At 70.3% G+C, this 21,989-nt stretch carries 16 protein-coding genes; 6 read left to right on the top strand and 10 right to left on the bottom strand.

The features are described 5' to 3' along the window. Positions 1 to 179: 179 nt before the first annotated feature. Positions 180 to 1,370, bottom strand: coding sequence for an acetate/propionate family kinase (locus tag ABD073_RS09070; RefSeq protein WP_343873847.1), 1,191 nt, complete (start codon positions 1,368 to 1,370; stop codon positions 180 to 182). 126 nt (positions 1,371 to 1,496) lie between these two features. Between ABD073_RS09070 and shiA the strand changes: the two genes are divergently transcribed. From shiA to ABD073_RS09085, 3 genes are all read left to right on the top strand, one after another. Continuing rightward, complete coding sequence (gene shiA, locus ABD073_RS09075) at positions 1,497 to 2,858, top strand: shikimate transporter (protein ID WP_343873849.1); 1,362 nt, start codon at positions 1,497 to 1,499, stop codon at positions 2,856 to 2,858. A gap of 264 nt (positions 2,859 to 3,122) precedes the next feature. Further along, the gene (locus tag ABD073_RS09080; RefSeq protein WP_343873851.1) at positions 3,123 to 4,607 is read left to right on the top strand and encodes a carboxyl transferase domain-containing protein; all 1,485 of its coding nucleotides are present in this window, start codon (positions 3,123 to 3,125) and stop codon (positions 4,605 to 4,607) included. 475 nt (positions 4,608 to 5,082) lie between these two features. Further along, positions 5,083 to 5,586, top strand: coding sequence for an endonuclease domain-containing protein (locus ABD073_RS09085; protein ID WP_343873853.1), 504 nt, complete (start codon positions 5,083 to 5,085; stop codon positions 5,584 to 5,586). 129 nt (positions 5,587 to 5,715) lie between these two features. Here ABD073_RS09085 and htpX read toward each other — a convergent pair whose 3' ends face one another. From htpX to ABD073_RS09100, 3 genes are all read right to left on the bottom strand, one after another. Then, on the bottom strand, positions 5,716 to 6,642 hold the full coding sequence (gene htpX, locus ABD073_RS09090; RefSeq protein ID WP_343873854.1) for a zinc metalloprotease HtpX: 927 nt from the start codon (positions 6,640 to 6,642) through the stop codon (positions 5,716 to 5,718). 80 nt (positions 6,643 to 6,722) lie between these two features. Continuing rightward, positions 6,723 to 8,855: a phosphate acetyltransferase gene (pta, locus tag ABD073_RS09095; RefSeq protein WP_343873856.1), complete on the bottom strand. Its 2,133-nt coding sequence runs from the start codon at positions 8,853 to 8,855 to the stop codon at positions 6,723 to 6,725. A gap of 70 nt (positions 8,856 to 8,925) precedes the next feature. Then, complete coding sequence (locus tag ABD073_RS09100; protein ID WP_343873858.1) at positions 8,926 to 9,381, bottom strand: hypothetical protein; 456 nt, start codon at positions 9,379 to 9,381, stop codon at positions 8,926 to 8,928. Positions 9,382 to 9,499: 118 nt separating this feature from the next. On the opposite strand from ABD073_RS09100, the gene ABD073_RS09105 reads away from it, so the two are divergent. The 3 genes from ABD073_RS09105 (at position 9,500) to ABD073_RS09115 (ending at position 13,999) form a co-directional block, all read left to right on the top strand. Continuing rightward, on the top strand, positions 9,500 to 10,294 hold the full coding sequence (locus ABD073_RS09105; protein WP_343873859.1) for a deoxyribonuclease IV: 795 nt from the start codon (positions 9,500 to 9,502) through the stop codon (positions 10,292 to 10,294). Next, positions 10,294 to 12,102, top strand: a complete 1,809-nt coding sequence (locus ABD073_RS09110; protein WP_343873861.1) for an AMP-dependent synthetase/ligase — start codon at positions 10,294 to 10,296, stop codon at positions 12,100 to 12,102. The genes ABD073_RS09105 and ABD073_RS09110 overlap by 1 nt, the downstream gene beginning before the upstream one ends. An 85-nt stretch (positions 12,103 to 12,187) precedes the next feature. After that, positions 12,188 to 13,999 carry an AMP-dependent synthetase/ligase gene (locus tag ABD073_RS09115; protein WP_343873863.1) on the top strand — a complete coding sequence of 604 codons (1,812 nt, stop codon included), beginning with the start codon at positions 12,188 to 12,190 and terminating at the stop codon, positions 13,997 to 13,999. A 29-nt stretch (positions 14,000 to 14,028) separates the two neighbouring features. Here ABD073_RS09115 and ABD073_RS09120 read toward each other — a convergent pair whose 3' ends face one another. The 6 genes from ABD073_RS09120 to ABD073_RS09145 form a co-directional block, all read right to left on the bottom strand. After that, positions 14,029 to 14,685, bottom strand: coding sequence for an isochorismatase family protein (locus ABD073_RS09120; protein ID WP_343873866.1), 657 nt, complete (start codon positions 14,683 to 14,685; stop codon positions 14,029 to 14,031). A gap of 79 nt (positions 14,686 to 14,764) precedes the next feature. Then, entirely contained in the window at positions 14,765 to 15,745 is a 981-nt protein-coding gene (locus ABD073_RS09125) for a HoxN/HupN/NixA family nickel/cobalt transporter (RefSeq protein WP_343873867.1), read from the bottom strand. A gap of 87 nt (positions 15,746 to 15,832) precedes the next feature. After that, the gene (locus tag ABD073_RS09130; protein WP_343873869.1) at positions 15,833 to 16,858 is read right to left on the bottom strand and encodes an aldose epimerase family protein; all 1,026 of its coding nucleotides are present in this window, start codon (positions 16,856 to 16,858) and stop codon (positions 15,833 to 15,835) included. Next, the gene (locus tag ABD073_RS09135) at positions 16,855 to 18,675 is read right to left on the bottom strand and encodes a glycoside hydrolase family 2 TIM barrel-domain containing protein (protein ID WP_343873870.1); all 1,821 of its coding nucleotides are present in this window, start codon (positions 18,673 to 18,675) and stop codon (positions 16,855 to 16,857) included. Before ABD073_RS09135 ends, ABD073_RS09130 begins: the two co-directional genes overlap by 4 nt. Positions 18,676 to 18,707: 32 nt before the next feature. After that, positions 18,708 to 19,730, bottom strand: a complete 1,023-nt coding sequence (locus ABD073_RS09140; RefSeq protein ID WP_343873872.1) for a glycoside hydrolase family 43 protein — start codon at positions 19,728 to 19,730, stop codon at positions 18,708 to 18,710. Next, a complete protein-coding gene (locus ABD073_RS09145; protein ID WP_343873874.1) occupies positions 19,727 to 21,970 on the bottom strand; it encodes a family 43 glycosylhydrolase in 2,244 nt (747 codons plus the stop codon). The genes ABD073_RS09140 and ABD073_RS09145 overlap by 4 nt, the downstream gene beginning before the upstream one ends. Positions 21,971 to 21,989 lie beyond the last annotated feature (19 nt).

The following is a 21,989-nucleotide window of genomic DNA, read 5'->3' on the forward strand; positions in this document are numbered from 1 at the left end:
ACCTCGACCCCATGCGCCATCACAACCCCTCTTCACAGAACCGTTGCGCTGACCACATGAATCCGCCGCCGGATTCGGGATCGAGGGCGTGGATCTCAGGGTCTGCTGCGCGGCCCTCGACCGCTCGGGCACGCAGAAGGCCCGCGCCCCACGGGGCACGGGCCTTCTGCGTGGTCGGATCAGGCCTGGGTGGCCTTGACGGTCTCGCGGACCATCGCCAGCTCCTCATTGGTGGGGATCACCAGCACGGCGAGCTTCGAGTCCTCCGTGGAGATGCGGCGCGGCTCCTTCGAGCGGACCTTGTTGGCCTCCTCGTCGAGGGTGGCGCCGAAGTAGCCGAGGCGGTCCACCACCATCTTGCGGATGTGGTCGGCGTTCTCGCCGACGCCCGCGGTGAAGGTGATGGCGTCGATGCCGCCCAGGAAGGCGATGTAGGAGCCGATGTAGCCCACCAGGCGATGGACGTAGACGTCCAGGCCCAGCTTGGCGTCCTCGTCACCCTCCTCGATCAGGGCCTTGATGTCGCGCATGTCGGTCTTGCCGGTGAGCGCGAGCATGCCGGACTTCTTGTTCAGCAGGGTGTCGATCTCCGACAGCTCCATGCCCAGCTCGCGGCCCAGGAAGGCGTGCAGGCCGGGGTCGACGTCGCCGGATCGGGTGCCCATCACCAGGCCCTGCAGCGGGGTCAGGCCCATGGAGGTCTCGATCGGGCGGCCGCCGTCGATGGCGGAGACCGACGCGCCGTTGCCCAGGTGGCAGACGATCTGCTTGATCTCGCTGATGTCCTTGCCCAGGTACTCGGCGGCCTTCTGGCTGACGTAGTCGTGCGAGGTGCCGTGGAAGCCGTAGCGGCGGATGTGGTTGTCCTTGGCCAGGTCGCGCGGCAGCGCGTAGGTGTAGGCCTCGGCGGGCAGGTCGGCGAAGAAGGCGGTGTCGAAGACGGCCACGTGGGGCACCTCCGGCAGGATCTCCATGGCCGCCTTGATGCCGGCGATACCGGGCGGGTTGTGCAGCGGCGCCAGGCCGGAGAGCTCGACGAGCTTGGCGATCACCTTGTCGTCGATCACGGTGGTGGAGTTGAACTCGTCACCGCCGTGCACGGTGCGGTGGCCGACGGCCACGGCATCGGTGATGGCCGGGCCGTACTTGTTGAACATGGTCACCACGGCGGCGATCGCCTCGGTGTGGCTGGGGAAGGGCAGCTCGTCGTGGAACTCCTCGCCTCCCACCTCGTGGTCGATGGTGCCGGGAGTGGTGTCCCCCACCTTCTGGACCAGACCGACGGCCATGACGTCCTCGGTGTCGGCATCGATCATCTGGTACTTGATGCTGGACGAGCCGCAGTTGAGCAGCAGGATGGGCTTCGACATGCGGTCAGCCTATCGGAGCCCGCCCCGCCGCGGCCTGCCGGTCTCTGTCTCGATGAGCGGAAGCAGCCATCCAGCAGACGGGAGCGGGTGCGACGATCAGGCCACCCCTCCAGACAAGGACCTGCCGTGAGCACCCAGACCAGTCAGCCCGCGCGACCGACGATCACCGCGGCCCAGTCACGGCGCGCGGCCTTCGGTGGCTTCATGGGCGCCGTCGTCGAGTGGTACGACTTCCTGCTCTACGGCCTGCTGGCCGGCATGGTCTTCAACACCGACTTCTTCCCCAGCACCGATCCCGCCATCGGCGTGATCTCCGCCTTCGCGGTCTTCGGTGTCGGTTTCCTGTTCCGGCCGCTGGGCGGGCTCTTCTTCGGCCACCACGGCGACCGGCTGGGCGCCAAGCGGATGCTCACCTGGACCATGCTGCTGGCCGGCGGCGCGACGGTGGCGATGGGCTTCCTGCCCACCTACCACCAGGTGGGCCTGGCCGCGCCCGTGATGCTGGTCGCGCTGCGCGCCCTGCAGGGCTTCGCGATCGGCGGCGAGTGGGGCGGTGCCTCGCTGATGGCCGTCTCCCAGGCCCCGGCCGGACGTCGCGCCTTCTTCTCCAGCGGTGTGCAGATCGGCTACTCGGTGGGTCTGTTGATGGCCAATGCCGCGGTCATGGTGATGAGCTCGGTGCTCTCGGAGGAGGCCTTCGCCTCCTGGGGCTGGCGCGTCCCCTTCTGGCTGGCACTTCCGCTGGTGCTGCTGGGGCTGTGGGTGCGCGCCGGCGTGCTCGACGTGCACCACGCCACCGGCACGGAACCCACCGCAGCCCAGCTGGCGCCCGAGCTCGACACCGGCCAGCCGCTGCGCAACCGTCGCCTGCCCCTGCTCGACGCGCTGGCGGAGAACCCGCGGGCCTTCGCGCTGATGATCGCCATGCGACTGGGCGAGATGTTCAGCATGTACCTGGTGGCGACCTTCGCGCTCAGCTACTCCACCAACACCCTGGGCTGGTCGCGCGACTTCTTCCTCGACGTGGGCCTGGTGGTGGGTGGCGTCGGTGCCGTGAGCATCCCCCTGTGGGCCTACCTATCCGACCGGGTGGGGCGTCGCGTGGTCTACGTGACCGGCGCCTGCGTCGCGGCAGCCCTGGCCTTCCCCTTCTTCTGGGCCATGCAGGGCCACCGGCTGCTGCTGACCATGGTGATCGCGGTGCTGCTGGTCAACGTGGGCCACGACATGATGGTGGCCGTCCAGCAGCCCATCTTCACAGACCTGTTCGGGGCGCGTTACCGCTACTCCGGGGCAGGTTTCGGGTACCAGGTGGCGGCCGTGGTCGCCGGTGGCTTCACCCCCTTCATCGCCTCCTGGCTGGTGCACGCCACGGGCAGCTGGCACTCGGTGGCCGCCTACCTGCTGGCCGGCTGCCTGGTCTCGGCCGTGGTCGGCGCCGTGGCGCGCCACCCGGAGCCGCAGCTGGTGGTCTCCACCGTCGACTGAGCACCAGCCTGGGTGCTGCCCGTCGCGACGCTTCGTCTCGAACCCTTTGGCTCAAGTGTCCAACCCTGGAATTCGCGACGCCCATCCGAAAAATCGCGGGATCCGGCGCGCTCCCGCGATCGACGGCACGGATCTCAGGGTTGACCCCCCCGCCTGCTGACCCGAGAGGCATCCACGCGAGGCTTCCACAGGGCGGCTGCGGGCTGGACCCCCGGCCGCCCGGCGGCCTACGGCCTTTCTGGACGACCCGGTTCAAGGAGGAACATGGCCCAGCAGCGCCCCGGTGCGCAGGAGATCCTGACGAGCGTGCTCGACGAGGCCAGCTTCGAGGCCTTCCCGACCCCGGTGCAGCACCCCGTCGACGCGCTCTATGCCCAGGAGCTGGAACAGGCGCGTGCCGCCACCGGCCTCGACGAGGCGGTGCTGTGCGGCACCGGCACCCTCGATGGCCGCCGCGTGGTGGTGATGGCGGGGGAGTTCGGCTTCCTCGGCGGTTCGGTGGGCGTCACCACCAGCAACCTGCTGCTCCAGGCCGCCGACCATGCCACCGCCGAGGGGCTGCCGCTGCTGGCGCTGCCCTGCTCGGGCGGCACCCGGATGCAGGAGGGAACGCCGGCCTTCGTCCAGATGGTGAAGATCGGACAGGCCGTGCTGGCCCACCGACGGGCGGGCCTGCCCTTCCTGGTGCACCTGCGCCACCCCACCACCGGCGGCGTGCTCGCCTCCTGGGCCTCGCTGGGGCAGGTCACCACGGCCCAGCCGGGTGCCCTGGTGGGCTTCCTCGGCCCCCGGGTGCAGGAGGCGATCACCGGCAGCCGCATCCCCGAGGGCGTGCAGCGCGCCGAGCATGTCGTGGCCCACGGAATCGTCGACGCGGTGGTCCCGGACGAGGAGCTGCGTGCCCTCTGGTCGCGCCTGCTGCAGGTGCTGGACCCGACGCACCGCTCGGTCGGCCTGCCGTCGGGCTGGGCCGGTGCCGCGGGCCCGCCGCCCGGCCCGGCGCCCTCGGATGCCTGGCAGGCCGTGCTCACCAGCCGGCAGGAGGGGCGCCCCGGCTTCGACGAGCTGACCGCCGAGCTGGAGGTTCCGCTGTGGCTGTCGGTCACCGGCGACGGCCAGGTGGGTGAGGCGATCCGGGTGGGGCTTGCCGATCTCGGGGGCCGCAACTGCGTGCTGGTGGGTACCCGCCGCGAGGCCTGGGTGCTGCCCGCCGACCTGAGGCTGGCGCAGCGCGGTTTCCGGCTGGCCCAGGAGCTGGGCCTACCTGTGGTGACGGTGATCGACACCCCCGGGGCCGCGCTCACCGAGCAGGCCGAGGACCAGGCCCTGTCCGGCGAGATCGCCCGCACCCTGGGCGCGCTGGCCGAACTGGAGGTGCCCACCGTCTCCGTGCTGATGGGCCGGGGCTCCGGTGGTGCGGCGCTGGCCCTGCTGCCGGCCGATCGCACCCTCTGTGCGCAGCACGGCTGGCTGGCCCCGCTGGCCCCCGAGGGCGCCAGCGCGATCATGCACCGCACAGAGGGCCATGCCGACCAGATGGCCCGCTCGCACCGGATCAGTGCCGACGAGCTGCAGGCCGCGGGCGTCGTGGACGAGGTGGTCCCCGAACCCGCCGACCTCGCCGCCGAGGGCACCGGCTTCTGCCGTGCCCTGGTCCGCGCCGTCGACGCCCAGCTGGACCTGCTCGACGAGGTCAGCCCGGCCGAGCGCCTGGCCGCCCGGCTGCACCGCTTCCGCTCCTTCGGCTGAGGACACGGACGGGCCGATCAAGAATCCTCATCGGGGGCCCGGTTTTCCACAGGTAGGGGGGTGGCCACGGCACCTGTGGATCGATGATGGAGCCGCGAACACCGCATCCACACTCCTCGGTGTGAGGGCATCGATGACACCCGTCAGCGCGACCACCACCGGCGTCTGGCATACCGGCGAGCTGTGGGGTCAGGGCGTGAGCAGGGCAGAACTGACCTCGATGCTCAGAGAAGGCCGACTGGTGAGGCTGCGACCCGGCTGGTTCGCCGAACCAACCGCTCGCGCCGAGGTGGTCAGGGCCGTTCGGGCTGGCGGTGTGCTCGGGTGCGCCTCGTCCCTTGCGCTGCACGGGGTCTGGTCCGGACACGTTCGAGGATTCCACGTGAGGGGTTTGCCGGCTGGGAGAGCAAGACCCGGCGCCCAGTTGGTGGCCTGCCCCAATGGCTTCGGGCGACAACCATCACCCACCACGGCCGTGGATCCCATCGAACTGGCGCTCCAGTCTGCTTGGCGCTGTTGCAGCCAGGAGGACTTCCTGGTGCTGGCCGAATCGGCAGTGAGCCAAGGGCTCATCACTCTGGATGACCTGCGTTGTACTTTGTCAGCGCGTGCGTCGGCGCGGCGGGCCATCGATGCCCTTGACCGTGGGGAGTCGGGCACGGAGACCTTGGTGCGGCTGAGATTGCGTGCCCGCGGTGTGCGGCTCCGGACCCAGGTGGAGATTGCCGGGGTCGGGCGCGTTGACCTGCTGGTGGGAGACCGGCTCGTGATCGAGGTGGACAGCCGGGCGCACCACACCGGCGCGGAGAACTATGCGAACGACCGGCGTCGGGACCTGGTGCTGCGCTCGAAGGGCTATGTCGTGGTTCGGCTCACCTTGGCGCAGGTGATGCATGACTGGCCGGCGGTCGAGCAGCATCTGCTGGCCATGATTCGTCGCGGAGATCACCGCTGGCCGCGACGCCGTCGGGCATCCTGAGGCCGTGTGTCTACCCGGTGAGCAGGACGCCCAACCAGGCACCTGACAAAAACGTGCCCAAATCGGGGGTCGGGTTGGATAATCCAATCCGACCCCCGATTTGGGCACGTTTTTGCACAACGCCCGTGCTCAGAGGCTGCCGCGCGGCTCGTCGAGGCCGGGGAGCTGGCCGAAGCCGGGGTTCTGGCCCATCCGGGCGGCCTGGTTCTCCAGCCGGGAGATCCGCTCGTGCATCGGCGGGTGGGTGGCGAACATCTGGCGCAGCCCGCCGAAGGGGTTGGCGATCATCATGTGGCTGGCGTCGGCCAGTCGTCGGGTCTGCGGCAGGGGAGCGGCGGCCACCCCGCGGTCGATCTTGGTCAGTGCCGAGGCCAGCGCCAGCGGGTCGCCGGTGAGCTCGGAGCCGTCCTCGTCCGCGTCGAACTCACGGGTCCGGCTGATCGCCATCTGGATCACCGAGGCGGCCAGCGGCGCCAGCAGGGCCGCCACCAGGATGCCGATGCCGCCGTCGCGCTGCCGGGTCCGGCTGTTGCTGTACATCGAGCCGAAGGTGAGCATCTGGCCCACCGAGGAGATGATGCCGGCCAGCGCGGCCGCCACCGATCCGGTGAGGATGTCGCGGTTGTAGACGTGCATCAGCTCGTGGCCCAGCACCGCGCGCAGCTCGCGCTCGTCGAGCAGCTCCAGGATCCCCTGGGTGCAGCAGACCGCGGCGTGCGACGGGTTGCGGCCCGTGGCGAAGGCATTGGGGCTGGTGGTGGGGCTCACGTAGAGCCGGGGCATCGGCTGGTTGGCGCGCTGCGAGAGCTCCGCCACGATCCGGTACATGCCCGGCGCCTGCTCCTGCGTCACCGGCACCGCGCCCATCGCCCGGATCGCCAGCTTGTCGGAGTTCCAGTAGCTGTAGAAGGTGGTGGCCAGGCCGATCAGCGCGAACAGCGGGATGTAGGCCGAGCTGCCGGTGTAGTTGGACAGCGCCCCGCCCACCATCAGCAGCAGCGCGAAGATGCCGCCGAAGAGCAGGGCGGTCTTCAACCCGTTGTGGTGCTTGTGCATGACTGAACAACACCATGCCCAGATGAAAACTTCCCCCACCGGCGCACCGGTGGGGGAAGTTGGTCAGGTCAGGGGCGGGATCACTCCTCGGTGATGCCCTTCTCCTTCATCTCGGCCTCCCAGGCCTGGCGTGCCGGCGAGCCGGAGCCGGCCGGCATGGACTGCGCCTGGATCGCGGTGATGGCGACGGTGTTGACGATGTCGTCCACCAGGGCGCCGCGCGAGAGGTCGTTGACCGGCTTGTTCAGGCCCTGCAGCACCGGGCCGACGGCCACCGCGCCGGAGGTCCGCTGGACCGCCTTGTAGGTGTTGTTGCCGGTGTTGAGGTCCGGGAAGATGAAGACCGTCGCCTGGCCCGCCACCTCGCTGCCGGGCATCTTCTTGAGACCGACGGTGGGATCGACGGCCGCGTCGAACTGGATCGGGCCCTCCACCTTCAGCTCGGGGCGACGCTGCTTGACGATCTCGGTGGCCTCGCGCACCTTGTCCACGTCGGCGCCGGAACCGGAGTCGCCCGTGGAGTAGGAGAGCATGGCCACCCGCGGCTCGATGTCGAAGGCGATGGCGGTGTCGGCGGAGCTCACGGCGATGTCGGCCAGCTGCTCGGCGGTCGGGTCCGGGTTGACCGCGCAGTCGCCGTAGACCAGCACCTTGTCCGACATGCACATCAGGAAGGAGCTGGAGACCACCTGGGTGCCCGGCTTGGTCTTGATGAACTCCAGGCTGGGCCGGATGGTGTTGGCGGTGGTGTTCACCGCGCCGGAGACCATGCCGTCGGCCATGCCGAAGTGGACCATCATGGTGCCGAAGTAGCTCAGGTCCTTCAGCTTGTCCTTGGCCTGCTCGAAGGTGACGCCCTTCTTGGCGCGCAGCCGCGCGTACTCGCCGGCGAACTTGTTGAGCAGGTAGTCGTCGGTGGGGTCGACGATCTTGGCCTTGGTGATGTCCAGGCCCAGGGTGCGGGCGCGGGTGTTGATGGCCAGCGCGTCGCCCAGCAGGATGATCTGCGCCACCGAGCGCTCCAGGATGATGGCGGCCGACTCCAGGATCCGGTCGTCGCTGGCCTCGGGCAGCACGATGGTGCGCACGTCCTTGCGGGCCTGCGCCATCAGCTGGTACTCGAACATCAGCGGGGTGCGGATGTCGCCCTGGTGCAGGTCGAGGGCGTCCAGCAGGGCGCTCACGTCGACGTGCTCGGCGAACATCTGCCGCGCGATCTCCATCTTGCGCGGCGAGCTGGTGCGGGTGCCCTCCAGGCCGAAGAGCTTCTCGGCGGTGGTGTAGGTGCCCGACTGGACGGTGCCGATCGGCAGGCGCGCGTCGACGCCGTCCATCAGCTTGCGGATGTTCTCGGGGATCTCGTAGCCGCCCACCAGGAAGATGGCGGCCAGGTTGGGGAAGGTGCCCGAGCGGTGGGCCAGCACCAGGCCGGGCAGCAGGTCGCCACGGTCGGAGGGCATCACGACGGTGAACTCGGCCTGCAGCCGGTCCAGCAGGTTGGGCAGGGTCATGCCGGCCACCAGCGTGCCCAGCGATTCCTTCTCCAGGTCGGCCGGGTTGCCCATCCACAGCTCGGCGCCCAGCGCCTCGAACTGCATGCCGACGGTGGGGGCGGCCAGGATGCCGTTCTCCGGCATCACCGCGGTGACGACGCCCTCGCGGACGGTCGTGAGCGCCTCACGGACCTCGCCGGCGATGTGCGGGTCGACGCGGGTGGCGATCACCGAGACGATCGTGTTGTGCCCGGCGGTGAACTCGCCCAGGCCCACCAGCGCGGAGCGGCGGATCTCGTCAGCGGTGCGGTTCTTGCCACGCACCGCCAGCATCACCGGGGCGTTCAGGTTGGCGGCCACCCGGGCGTTGAAGTTCATCTCGGTGGGGGCGGAGACGTCGCCGTAGTCCGAGCCAACGATGACGATCGCCTCGTAGCGCTCGCGCAGCGCTCCGTAGCGGTTGACGATGCGGGTCATGGCCTCGTCGGGGTCGGCCGCCAGCTCGGCATAGCTCACGCCGATGGCGTCGTCGTAGGACTGGCGGATCGGGCCCTGGGCCACCAGGGTGCGGGTCACGGCATCGTCCTCGCGCCACTTCACGAGCGGGCGGAAGACGCCGATGGACTGGACGGTCTTGGCGAGGGCCTCGATCAGGCCGAGCGCGATGGCGCTCTTGCCCACGCCGCCTTCTGTGGAGGCAAGGTACACGGCTTTGGTCACACGGTGAGCCTAGCTTGGGGCGCACCGCGGGGCGAGACCGGGTTGACGGCCGCTGGAGGGCCGAGGGGGATCAGTGCACGCGGGTGGGGGTACCGGGGTCTGCCTGGGCGTCGGCGGAGCGGTTCACCAGGTGACCGACCGCCAGACCGGACGCCAGGGCCAGGATGCCGCCGCCCCAGATGGCGGCGGGGTGACGGTCCCAGAGGGTGGCGCCCAGCACGGACAGCACGACCCCCAAGAGCCAGACGCCCCAGAAGATGGCGGCCAGGCGCGAGAACCGGGCGGGGACGTTCACGTGACCCTTGATGAAGCTGGCCAGGGCCCCGACGCAGGCGGCGACCACGGCGAATCCAGCGACCAGGGCGACCAGCAGCGAGGTGACCGACAGCAGCAGGGCCAGCACGACGGCCGAGAGCCCGATCAGCACGAAGTAGAAGGAGTACTGGCGCACGTGTCGGGCGTCGAGGGCGCGCAGGGCGCTGGGATCGGCGATGGTGGGCTGGCCGTACTGCTCGTGCTGGGACATGGCGCCAGTCTGGCAAAGATGGCTGACCGGCGGGAGCCGGACGCGCCGCCGCTCGCTGTGGGCGGACGGCGACGTGACGCGTCGGGGACTGTCGGTGGCGCGCACTAGAGTCGGCCCCATGATCCAGATGGGCGCCCACGTTGACCAGACCGACCCGATCACCGAGGCCCGCGAGCGTGGTGCCACGTTGTCGCAGTTCTTCCTGGGTGACCCGCAGGGCTGGAAGGGGCCGCGGGTGGACTATGCCGGCGGCGCCGAGCAGCTGCGGGCCGATGCGCAGGAGGCCGGCATCCAGCTGTGGGTGCACGCCCCGTACGTGATCAACGTGGCCAGCATGAACAACCGGATCCGGATCCCCTCGCGCAAGCTGCTGCAGCAGACCGTCACCGCGGCCGCCGAGATCGGCGCGGCCGGCGTGATCGTCCACGGCGGCCACGTCACCGCCGACGACGACCCGGCCAAGGGCTTCGACAACTGGCGCAAGGCGATCGACGGGCTGGACATGGCCTGCCCGATCCTGATCGAGAACACCGCCGGCGGGGCGAACGCGATGGCCCGCCACCTGGAGCGGATCGACCAGCTGTGGACCACCATCGCCTCCGCGTCCGACGCCGACCAGGTGGGCTTCTGCCTGGACACCTGCCATGCCCATGCCGGCGGCGAGGAGCTGGTGGGCCTGGTGGACCGGATCCTGGCGATCACCGGCCGGATCGACCTGGTGCACGGCAACGACTCCCGCGACGCCTTCAACTCCGGGGCCGACCGGCACGCCAATCTGGGCCAGGGTCAGGTGGACCCGGAGGGCTTCCTCGAGGTGGTCCGCACGGCGAAGGCGCCGGTGGTGCTGGAGACCCCGGGCGATGCGGCCACCCACCGCTCCGAGATCGAGTACGTGCTCGGGAACCTCGCCTGATGGCGGCTGCGGAGCAAGCACGCAGCGACTTCCACCTGGCGCGGATGATCGCGCGCTCGGCAGAGCGCTTCCCCGAGCGCCCCGCCACCCGCGTGGAGGCGGCCGACGGGAGCTGGCAGGTGTGGACCTATGCCGACTTCCACCGACGGATCCAGCGGCTCGCCGCCGCCATGGTCGACGCCGGTCTGGAGCTGGGCGACCGGGTCGTGATCTTCTCCGGCAACCGCCCGGAGTGGTCGATGGCCGACTTCGCGGTGCTGGCGGCCGGCGGCATCACGGTGCCGGTCTTCGCGAACTCCACCGTGGAACAGGTGCGCCACGTGGTCACCAATTCCGGGGCCCGCGCGGCCTTCGTCGCCGGCCCCAGGGAGGCCGAGCTGGTGCGCGAGGCCACCCGCGGCATCGACGACCTGCTGCTGTGCAGCTTCGACGAGGTGGACGGGGTGCTGCCGCTGGCCGAGCTGATGGACCGCCCCGTGGAGCAGCACCTGGACGAGGTGCGGCGCCGCACCGAGCAGGGCCGCAGCGACCACGTCGCCACCATCGTCTACACCTCCGGCACCACCGGCGTGGCCAAGGGCGTGATGCTGACCCATGGCGGCTTCGGCAACCAGCAGGAGGCGATCGACGACTGCTGGGACTTCCGGCCCGAGGACCACAGCCTGTGCTTCCTGCCGCTCGCCCATGCCCTGGAGCGGGACTGGAGCTACCACGTCTTTCGCCGGGGCTGCATGAACACCTATGTCACCAACCCCAAGCAGGTGGCACGGCTGCTGGCCAAGGCACGCCCCACCCTGTTGGTCAGCGTCCCGATGCTCTTCGAGAAGGTGATGACCGGCGTGCGGGACCAGGCCTCCTCGCCGCTGCAGCGCCGGGTGCTGGACTGGGCGCTGGCCGTGGGCGCGGCCAACCAGGCCGCGGCGGTGCGGGGCGAGCGGGCGCCGCTGCACCAGCGCATCCAGCTGCCCTTCGCGGACCGGCTGGTGCTCGCCCGGATCCGCAGTGCGGTGGGCGGCAACAAGACCCTGATGGTGGCGGGTGGCGCTCCCCAGCGCCAGGCCGTCGAGGAATTCTTCTCCGCCGCGGGAATCCTGCTGGGGCAGGGTTACGGGCTCACCGAATCGGGGCCGATGATGACCATCTACTCACCCACCCGTTACCGCTTCGGCACCGTCGGCTTCCCGATCAAGGGCAACCAGATCCGCATCGGCGAGGGCGGCGAGCTGATGGTGAAGGGGCCCAGTGTGATGAAGGGCTACTGGAACAACCCGGAGGCCACCGCCCAGGTGATGACCCCCGACGGCTGGCTGCACACCGGCGACGCGGGCAGCATCGACGCGGACGGTTTCGTGCGGATCACCGACCGGCTCAAGGACATCATCGTCACCGCCAACGGCAAGAACGTGGCCCCGCAGGCGGTGGAGGGTGCGCTGATGCTGGACGGTGGCTTCGACCAGGCCGTCGTGATCGGCGACGCGCGGCCCTGCCTGGTGGCCGTCGTGCAGCCCTCCCAGGAACTGTGGCAGCAGCTCGCCCGCGAGCTGGACCTGCAGGGTGGGCCGACGGCCTGGGCCGAGGACCAGCGGGTGCTGCAGGCGCTCACCGAGCGGGCTGAGCGGGCCACCGCACACCTGCCGCACCACGAACAGGTCCGGGCCGTGGTCCCGGTCGCGGACCAGTTCTCGATGTCCTCCGGGCTGGTCACGTCCACCCTCAAGGTGCGGCGACGTGAGGTGGAGAAGGCCTTTGCGGAGCAGATCGAGCAGACCTACGCGGAGCTGCGTCGCAGGCGTCGGCCGTCGGCGTAACCCCCAGCCTGTGATTCGGCACCTGGAGGTGCAAGAATCGATCTGCCTACGGCACCGTAGGTTGTGATCGTCGAAGGGGACCTCCATGGAGCACATCGCCCACATGTTCCGCGCCACCGTCGCCCGCCACGGGTCCCGGCCGGCGACCCGGATCCTGCGTGACGATGCCTGGCAGGTGCAGAGCTTCGACCAGCTCTCCGCCGCCGTGACGCTGACCGCGCGCGCCCTGCTGGCCGCTGGCATCGAGCGGGGCGACCGGGTGACGATCTTCGCGAACAACTGCCCGGAGTGGACCCAGATCCAGCAGGCCATCCTGCAGGTGGGCGGCGTGGTCACCCCGATCTACGCCACCAGCACCCCCGAGCAGATCCGCCACATCATCACCGACTCCGGGGCGCGCATGATCTTCGTCGGCGGTGCCTCCGAGGCCACCCGCTGCCTCGAGGTGCTCGACCAGATGCCCACCGTGCAGGGACTGGTCTCCATCAGCCCGGTCGACGACGAGCGGGTGACGACCCTGGCGGCCTTCGGCAAGCTCGACGTGGACGCGGCCGGGCTGGTCGCGCTGGACCAGCAGCTGGAGGCCCGTCTGGCCGAGGTTGAGGTCGATGACCTGGCGGCGCTGATCTACACCTCGGGCACCACCGGCGAGCCCAAGGGTGTGATGCTGAGCCATGGCGCCATCACCTCCGAGCTGGACTCGTTGGACGTCTTCTTCAACCCCTCGCCGGAGGACCACAGCCTGTGCTTCCTGCCGCTCTCGCACGCGCTGGAGATGGCCTGGAGCCTGTACGTGCTGCGGCACGGCTGCATGAACACCTATGTGCCGAATGCCAAGAAGGTGGCCGACATGATGGTGGCCGCCCGTCCGACCCTGATGGTGAGCGTGCCCAAGCTCTACGAGACGGTCTACGCCACCGCCCACGCGAAGGTGGCCGACGACCCGAGCCGCAAGAAGGTCTTCGACTGGGCCCTGCGGGTGGGTGGCCAGTGCCAGCGCGCCTACCGCAAGGGCAAGCAGCCCAACCTGTACTGGCGTGCCCAGCTGCCGCTGGCCGACAAGCTGGTGCTGTCCAGCATCCGTGAGGCGATGGGCGGCAACAAGACGGTGCTGGCCTGCGGCGGTGCCCCGCTGCGTGTCGAGATCGAGGAGTTCTTCTCCGCCGCCGGCCTGCTGCTGTTGCAGGGCTACGGGCTGACCGAGGCGTCGCCACTGGTGAGCTTCAACCCGCCCACGGAATTCAAGTTCGGCACCTGCGGCACGGTCATGCCCGGCGGCCAGATCAAGATCGGCGCCGAGAGCGAGATCCTCTACAAGGGTCCCAATGTGATGCAGGGCTACTGGAACCAGCCCGAGGCGACGGCGGCCAGCTTCGACGAGGACGGCTGGCTGCGCACCGGTGACGGCGGCTACGTCGACAACGAGGGCTACCTGGTCATCAACGACCGGCTCAAGGACATCATCGTCACCCTGAACGGCAAGAACATCGCCCCGCAGCCGATCGAGGGCCTGCTGCTGGCCGACCCGCTCTTCGAGCACGCGGTGCTGCTGGGCGACAACCGCCCCTGCCTCACGCTGCTCGTGAAGCCCAGCCTGCCGCAGTTGACCGAGATCGCCGAGAAGCGCGGCATCGCCTACTCCAGTCCCAGTGAGCTGCTCAACAACTCCGAGGTGCTCGACGAGGTCCGCCAGCGGGTGCACACGGTGACCGCCAAGCTGCCCAGCCACGAGCAGATCCGCGACCTGCGCGTCCTGCTCGAGGACTTCACCATGGACAACGGCCTGCTCACCCCGACGCTGAAGGTGAAGCGCCGCGCGGTGGAGCAGCACTTCAGTGAGCTGATCGAGGACATGTACGCCAAGATGGCCGAGCGTCGCAAGGGCTCCTCGGACTGAGATCGGGGGTCACCCGACGGCGGCGGAGCTCACTCCTCCGGGTCGGCGAGGCCCAGGACCACGTCGTCGGCGTCCTCCTCGGCGTGCTCGTCGGCCTCGACGGACTCCAGCAGGTCCTCGTCGTCGGGCCGGTGGGCCGGGACGAAGTCGACGTCGGCGGCGCGGCAGAGCTGGGAGCTGGCGCCGGGCACCCGGCTGGTCCAGGCCAGCCGGTTCACCAAGGCCACCATCTGCTCGGCGGGCACCAGCTGGCCGTCGAGCCTGGTGGGCACGGTGCTGTGGGCGTCCTCCACCAGGGTCATGTCGTAGCCGCGGTGCAGGCCGCCCCAGTGGGTGCTGCGGATGCAGAAGTCGCTCTGCGCACCCACCAGCCAGACGTGGTCGGCGCCAGCATCGGCCAGCACGTCGTCCAGCTCGGTCTCGGCGAAGGCGTCGGGCCAGCGCTTCTCCACCACCTGCTCGCCCATCTCGGGGATCAGCTGCGGCATCAGCTGCCAGTCGGCCGATTCCGGGTCCAGGCCCTCGTCGCGGACCCAGACCACGGGGGTCTCGGCCAGTCGGGCGCGTGCCACCAGGTCGGCGATGGTGGCCACCACGCGGTCGGCCTGCCAGCAGCGGCCGAGCGCGCCCACCTGGGCGTCGACCACCACCAGGGCGTCTCCGCGTCGGGTGTTGAACCTGCTCATCCTCGCTCCTCGCCTCGGGTGGCTCCGAGCCTAGTGGGAGGGGACTGGCGCGGCACAGGCCCGCCGCCTGCCGGGCTTCTCAGTGCGTGATGGTGGTGGGACGACGGCGCAGCAGCAGGAAGAGCAGCGAGCCGATCACCGCCATGGCCAGCAGCAGCTTGGCCACCGCCGTGGTGTCGACCTCGGCCCAGGCCAGTTCCCGGCCGCTCAGCTCGGAGACCAGTCCGGCCAGCGTGACGGAGGCGATGAACAGCGCTGAGGCCACGGAGATGCCCACCACCACTCGGTTCGCGGTACGGGCGTGCTGCGCCCCGGAGTAGACCCGCAGCATCAGCTGGGCGTTGATGCTGTCGCCCAGGGTCATGGCGGCCGCGAAGAGCAGCGGCAGCGCCAGCAGCGTCAGCGGCGAGGCACCCACGCCGGCGGCGGTGAGCATCAGCAGGCCGACGGTGGAGGCGGTGTCGAAGCCGAGTCCGAAGAGCACGCCCATCAGGTAGACCTGCCAGGGATGCTGCACCTGGCCCAGCGGGGCCAGCAGCACCTTGGCGGCCAGCCCGCGTGGCACCTGGTGCTGGTGCGTCGATTCGGCATGACTGCGGTCCAGCAGGATCGGAAGGTTGGTGAGCGCCACGGCCACCAGGTAGGTGGCCGAGACGCTGGCCCCGATGATGCCCAGCACCCGTCCGGTCGGGGTGTCACCGATGGCCGTGGTGATCCAGTGGGTACCGGCCACCACCGCGACGCCCGCGGCCAGCACCACCGACGAGTGGCCCAGCGAGAAGGCCAGGCCCACCGCGGCGGACGGGCGGCCGTCGCGCAGCAGCTTGCGGGTGGAGTTGTCGATCATCGACAGGTGGTCGGCATCCAGGGCGTGCAGCAGGCCACGGGTGTAGGCGAAGGCCACCACGCCCAACGTCACGCCGGGCCCCAGCCCACCGACCAGCACCATGCCCAGGGCGACGGCGTGCAGCAGCGCCACCGTCACCCAGACCGCCCGTCGGTGCGCGACCGGGTGGTCGGTGACGTGGTGGTTGCTGGCGGCAGGGCTGAGGGTGCTCACCCCTCGACCCTACGACCGTCGCAGGGCCAGCACACCAGCCGGACGGGCAGAGGCCGCCCGGGCTCCTGACGTCGGGCTGGTGCAGGCTCAGGCGAAGTGCCACTCCATGCGCGAGGACCACTGCTCGCCGGGACGCAGGACGGCGGTGCGCCCCCAGTCCTGGTTGGGACTGTCCGGGTGCTGGTGCGGCTCCAGCGCCAGCGCGTCGCCCTGACGCAGGCGCTGACCCGAGGCCGGGATCCACTCGCCGTCCAGGAAGTTGCCGGTGTAGACCTGCAGCGCGGGCTGGTCGCTGACCAGCTCCAGCCGGCGGCCGTTGGTCGGGCACTCGACGCGGGCGACGGTGCGCATCCCCTCGCCGCGGATCTCGAAGGAGTGGTCGATGCCCTTGGCGAGCGCGATCTGCTCACCGTCCATTCGCACCGCGTCACCGATCCGCGTGGGCTCGCGCAGGTCGAAGGGGGTTGCGGCCACGTCGTCCAGCCGGCCCAGCGGGATGGAGGCCGCGTCGATCGGTACGTACTGGTCGGCCTCCACCTGCAGCAGGTGGTCCTCGACGGTGCCGCCTCCGGCCAGGTTCAGGTACAGATGGCTGGTCAGGGCGACCACGGTGGGGGCGTCGGTGGTGGCGCCCAGCTCCAGGGCGAAGCCGTCGTCGAGCAGCCGGTAGGTGGCGCGGGTCACCAGTTCTCCGGGGAAGCCCTGGTCGCCGTCGGGGCTGGTGAGCTGCAGGGTGATTGAGCTCTCGTCCTGCTCCACCACCTGCCAGGTGCGCGCACTGAAGCCGTCGACGCCACCGTGCAGGGTGGTGCTGCCCTCGTTGGTGGTGAGCTGGTGCTCCTGGCCGTCGAGGGTGAACCGACCGTTCGCGATCCGGTTGGCATAGCGCCCCACGACGGCACCGAAGTAGGCGCTGGCGGCAGCCTGCTGGCGCTCGAGGCTGTCGAAGCCCACCACCACCTCGGTGGAGGGGTCCTCGCCCACCAGACGGTAGGAGTTCACCACCGCGCCCAGGTCGAGCACCTCCAGACGGGCGCCGCCCGGGTGCTCCAGGACGTACCGGGTCACCTCCCGGCCGTCGGGCAGGGTGCCGAAGATCTCGGAACGGGTCATGCGCCCATCAGCTCCTTCAAGGTCTCGACCGGGAGCTTGGGCACCCGGTTCTCGTCGCACAGGCCGTTGGCCTCCTGCAGGGTGTCGGTCAGCTGGGTCCAGCAGTACCCACCCAGGATCGGGGAGGCCTTCACCGCGTCCATGATCTCGCGCACCCGCTTCTCGAAGTCCTCGGCGTCACGTGCCGAGGAGTAGCCCCAGGTCTGGTCGGCGCTGGGGGCGGTGACGAACTCGACGCCGCCGAACTCGGTCAGGATGACGGGGATGTCGAAGGCCTGGTCCGTGCCCAGCGCGATGGCGCGCCCGGCCGGCCCGCTGGTGCCGAGCATCCGCTCCAGTCCCTCGTCGGTGTAGCGCGCGGCCAGGATCTCGCCCTGCCACTCGTAGTCGTGGATGGTGAGCAGGTCCGAGTCCGTGTGCTCCCAGCCGTCGTTGGAGACCACCGGTCGGGTGGGGTCGAGGGCGCGGACCAGGTCCGACAGGCCGCGGGTGTAGGCCTGCTGGGCCTCGTCGCGGGCCAGATGGGTGACGCCCCAGGACTCGTTGAACGGGACCCAGGCGATGATCGACGGGTGCCCCTCGTAGGCGCGGACGATCTCCACCCACTCCTGGGTCAGCCACTGCACCGCCAGGGAGTCGAAGCTGTAGGCGGCCGCCGCCTCGCCCCACAGCGTCAGGCCCAGCTTGTCCGCCCAGAAGACCAGGCGGGGGTCCTCCACCTTCTGGTGGATGCGGGCCGAGTTGAAGCCCAGGTCCAGGATCAGCTGAACCTCCTCGCGCATCGCCTGCAGCGACGGCGGGGTCAGGTGGGAGCTGGGCCAGTAACCCTGTTCCAGCACGGAGCGCAGCACGGCAGGGCGGAAGTTCAGCTCCATCCGGTCCGCACCCACGGCCACGTCGCGGAAACCGAGGTAGCCGGTCACCTGGTCGGGCACCTCGGTGTGCAGCACCGCCGCGGTGTCCAGCAGGGTCGGCTGGCCCGGCTGCCACAGCAGCTGCTCGTAGTTGACGCCGTTGTTCTGCCCGGACAGCTCCAGCGTGACCTGACAGGCCCGCTGGTCCACCAGGACGGAGCCGGCGGCCAGCACCCGGCCCTCGTGGCCCACGGCCAGGTCGAGCTCGACGGGCTGCTCGGGGCGACGGTTGAACTCGACGTGCGCGGTGACGCTGCCGTTCGGCACGTCGCTGCGCCAGACGAGCCGGCTGATGTGGAGTGGCGGCACGGACTCCAGCCAGACCGTGCGCCAGATACCGGTGGTGCGGTGGTACCAGATGACGTGCGGCTCTTCCATCCAGTCCTGCTTGCCGCGGGGCTGGCGGGTCTCCAGCGGGTCCTCGAGGGCACGCACCGTGATGACGTGCTCACCGGCCTGCGGGTCCAGGGCCGAGGTGATGTCCAGGCTGAAGGCGGTCTGGCCACCGGTGTGGCTGCCCACCAGGGTGCCGTCCACGAAGACCATCGCCTCGTGGTCGACGGCACCCAAGTGCAGCAGCAGGCGTCGGCCGTCGGCGTGGCCCGCGCAGCGCAGGTCGTCGGAGGTGACCACGATCCGGTACCAGACGCAGGGGTGGAAGCCCTTCTCGTCGATCCCGGAGGCCTCGGTCTCGGGGGCGAAGGGGAGCTGGATCTGGCGGTCGAAGGGGGCCTCGGTGCGCTCCCAGTGCTCGTCCAGGCCCACCTGGGCGTCGTCGTGCGCGAAACCGACCAGGCGGTCCAGGCTCAGCCAGCCCTCGCGCAGCAGGGTGGGGCGTGGGTGGCTGCCGTCCTGCTGGCTGGCGCGGCTGGTCTTCACGAGCGCGAGCGCGTGGTTGGGCATGGCTTCCTCTTTCAGTGGTGCTGGTGGTCGTGTCAGGGACGACGGGGGTGGTCGACGGTGGGTGCCTCGACGGTGGCCTTGCGGCCGTCGAAGGTGACGCGGCTGAGCCACATCTGCCGGCCGGTCGCCTCGTCGCCGACGGCATCGGGCTGCCAGGCGTGGTAGACCATCCACCACTGCCCACCGACCTTCAGCAGCTGGCAGTGGCCCGGTCCGGCGGCAACCTCGTTGCTGGCCAGGACCGGTTCGGGATCCTTGGTGAAGGGGCCGGTGGGGGAGTCCGCGACGGCGTGGCCCACCGCATAGTCCGCCGAGCCGTAGTCGTTCGCGGAGTAGAACATGTGGAAGAGGCCGTCGATCTCGACCACGGCCGGCGCCTCCACCAGGTGGCCCTCCCAGGGGAGGTCCTGCTGGAAGAGCTTCTTGGCAGCCCCGGCCAGGGCCTTGCCGTCGGCCGAGAGCTGCTGGACCTTGATCCAGGTGTCGGCCTGCACCGCATTGCCGTCGTTCTTCCAGTAGAGCCAGGCCTTGCCGGAGGCGTCGACGAAGGCGGACTGGTCGATCGAACCGCCCTCCTTGGTCTCGCAGACCAGGGGCTTGGCCGAGCTGTCGGTGTAGGGCCCTTCCGGCTTCGTGGCGACGGCGACGCTGATGCACTGCCACTGCGGATCGGGCGCTCGGGTGGTGTAGAACAACCGCCAGCTGCCGTCGAGCCACTGGACGATCTCGGGCGCCCAGACCTTGCCGGAGCTGGACCAGCCGGCCAGCTGGGGCAGCGCGTCGACGCCCTGGGTCCAGGTGACCATGTCCGGGCTGGTCATGGTCTGCACGTTCATCCCGTTGCCATTGGTAGCGATGGCCAGGAAGCCGTTGCCGGTCCGGATCACCTGCGGGTCGGGGAAGTTGCCCTGCACCACCGGATTGGTGAATCCCTGCACGCCCTGCTCCTGGCTCGAGGTGGACGGTTCGGGGCTGCCGGACCCGGCAGCCCCGCCCTGGCAGCCGGCCAGCAGGCCGGCCGCCAGGACGAGGGCCGTGAGGTGGCGGGAGGTCACCGCGACACCGGCCAGCTGCCCTGCGGAGCGTTCGCCGAGGAGATGGTGAACCAGTCGAAGCTGGCCGTGGCTGCCGGGGTGGCGCCGCCGCCGGCGTAGAGCCCGATGCGCGGTGTGGTGCCGGCGGCGAGCGTCCAGGTGGCTCCCCAGACCCAGTTCTTGCCGTCGCGGCTGATGGCTGCCCGGTAGAGGTGCTCACCGTTCACGGCCTGGTGGTGCGCGATCCGCATCCACATGGTCGGGGCGTTGGCACCGATGATCGCGCCACCGTAGATCAGGCGCCCGTCGGGGGCGCCGGCCATCTCGCGGCCGTACTCAACGGTGCGTGTCCCCCAGATCGAGACCGTGCCCAGCCGGGCGAAGTCGTCGTCGGTGTTGTGGACCACAAGGCCCGCCTGCTGGTAGTTGCGGTCATTGCTGCCCTCGCCGAGGTCGAGGGTGAGCTTCGTCTCGGCGATCCAGTCCCCGGCCGGGGCCTCGCGCAGCAGCAGCGCGCCGGTGCCGCCCTTGCCGGTGAGGTCGACCGACTTCAGCGGCCAGCGCAGGCTGGTGGCATCGGTGGTCACGTCGGCCTGCGGACGCAGCCACTGCCAGCCGGTGCCGAGCGAGCCGTTGAACTGGTCGCTGAACAGCGTGCTGGCTGGGCTGGGCTGGGGTGCCAGGCGGGCGGCCTCGATGGCCGGACGGGCGACGGTCAGGTTGTCCACCAGGCCGTTGCCGATGATCCGCGCCTGGGCCGAGGGCAGCGTGAAGCCGGGCAGGTTGGTGCGCACCACGGCGGCCGGGTCGGACAGGTCCTCCTCGCTGACCTGCGCGCTGATCCGGCCGCGGTCCACCTCGATCACCAGGCTCTTCCAGGCCGGCATCGCCTTGAGGCTGTCCGTCGTGGTGGTCCCACGTACCTGCAGCGAGAGGGTGCCAGCGGCAGGATCGAGCCGGACCTTGACCTGGTCCCGGCCCTGCCCGAGGAAGACCTGGGTGGGCTCATCGGAGCGCAGGTCGAGCCGCAACCGGAGGTCACCGCCGGGAAGCACTGAGGTGGACGAGGTCCCGTTGATGCGTGCAGAGGTGCCGCCCTGGGGGTCGGTCACCGCCCTGCTGCGGCTCAGCCCGTCGGCGGGCTGCCAAGGTGTCGCACTGGCCAGGGAGGAGGTGACAGGGGCAGCCATCGGGGTGTCGGAGGGTCCGGAGCCCGCGTTGACCCGCGGCCAGCCGTCCACCCAGTCGATCCGGTCGAGCAGCATCGGGCGACGGTTGATGCCGAAGGGCTCGGTCAGCCAGGGCTGGTCCTTGTCGATGGCGTGGTAGACGAGGAAGTCGCGGCCCTCGGCGTCGGTGAGCATGGCGTTGTGGCCGGCGCCCACCCAGGTGTTGCCGTTCTGGGTGACGACGGTGGTGCCGCCGGTGACCGAGGCGTTCAGGTCCAGTCCGTCGGCGTCCAGGAAGGGCCCCATCGGGGATCGGGAGCGTCCCGCGAAGACGGAGTAGCCGGTGGCCGGCCCGGCGCAGCAGTTCGCGGAGGAGGCCATCAGGTAGTACCAGCCGTCGTGCTCCACGACAGAGCTGCCCTCGTAGCGGTCCCAGTGGGCCACCTGCCGGGACTCGCCCACCGGGCTCAGGCCGTCGGCACTGACCCGGGTGACGTGCACGCCGCCGTAGTAGGAGCCCCAGTAGAGGTACTGGTTGCCGTCGGTGTCGGTGAAGCCGGTGGGGTCGATGGTCCAGAAGTAGTCCCCCGGGTTGTGGGCGCGGGGGGCCACGACGGGCTCGTCGGTGGGGGTCCAGGGGCCGGCCGGGGTGGGGGCGGTGGCGACGCCGACGGCATTGTCCACGCCCTCGTTCAGGGTGGTGTCGGTGACACTGAAGTACATGACGTAGCGGCCTTGGACGTAGCGCACGTCCGGTGCCCACAGCCCTGCCGTGGCGGTGGCATAGCGGGGGCGGTTGGCCCCGGTGAAGATCGGACCCACGTAGTCCCAGGTGACGAAGTCGCGGGTCCGGGCGATGTGGCCCACGGTGGGGGCGTCGCCGGCCCGCAACGGGTCGGCGGTGGCGTAGGAGTACCACCAGCCGTCCTTGCCCTGGATCACCGAGGGGTCGGCCCAGGTGTCGGCGAAGGAGTCGGAGACGGCATTGGTGTAGCTGGGCGGGGTGGTCTCGGCCAGGGCCGGGGCCAGGCCGCTGAGGGCCATGGCCCCGGCGAGCGCGAGGCTCGTGAGGGTGCGCGAACGGGCAGACATCGTTGTCTCCTGGGGGTGG

The organism is Luteococcus peritonei (genome assembly GCF_039526385.1).
GTDB classification, from domain to species: Bacteria; Actinomycetota; Actinomycetes; order Propionibacteriales; family Propionibacteriaceae; genus Luteococcus; species Luteococcus peritonei.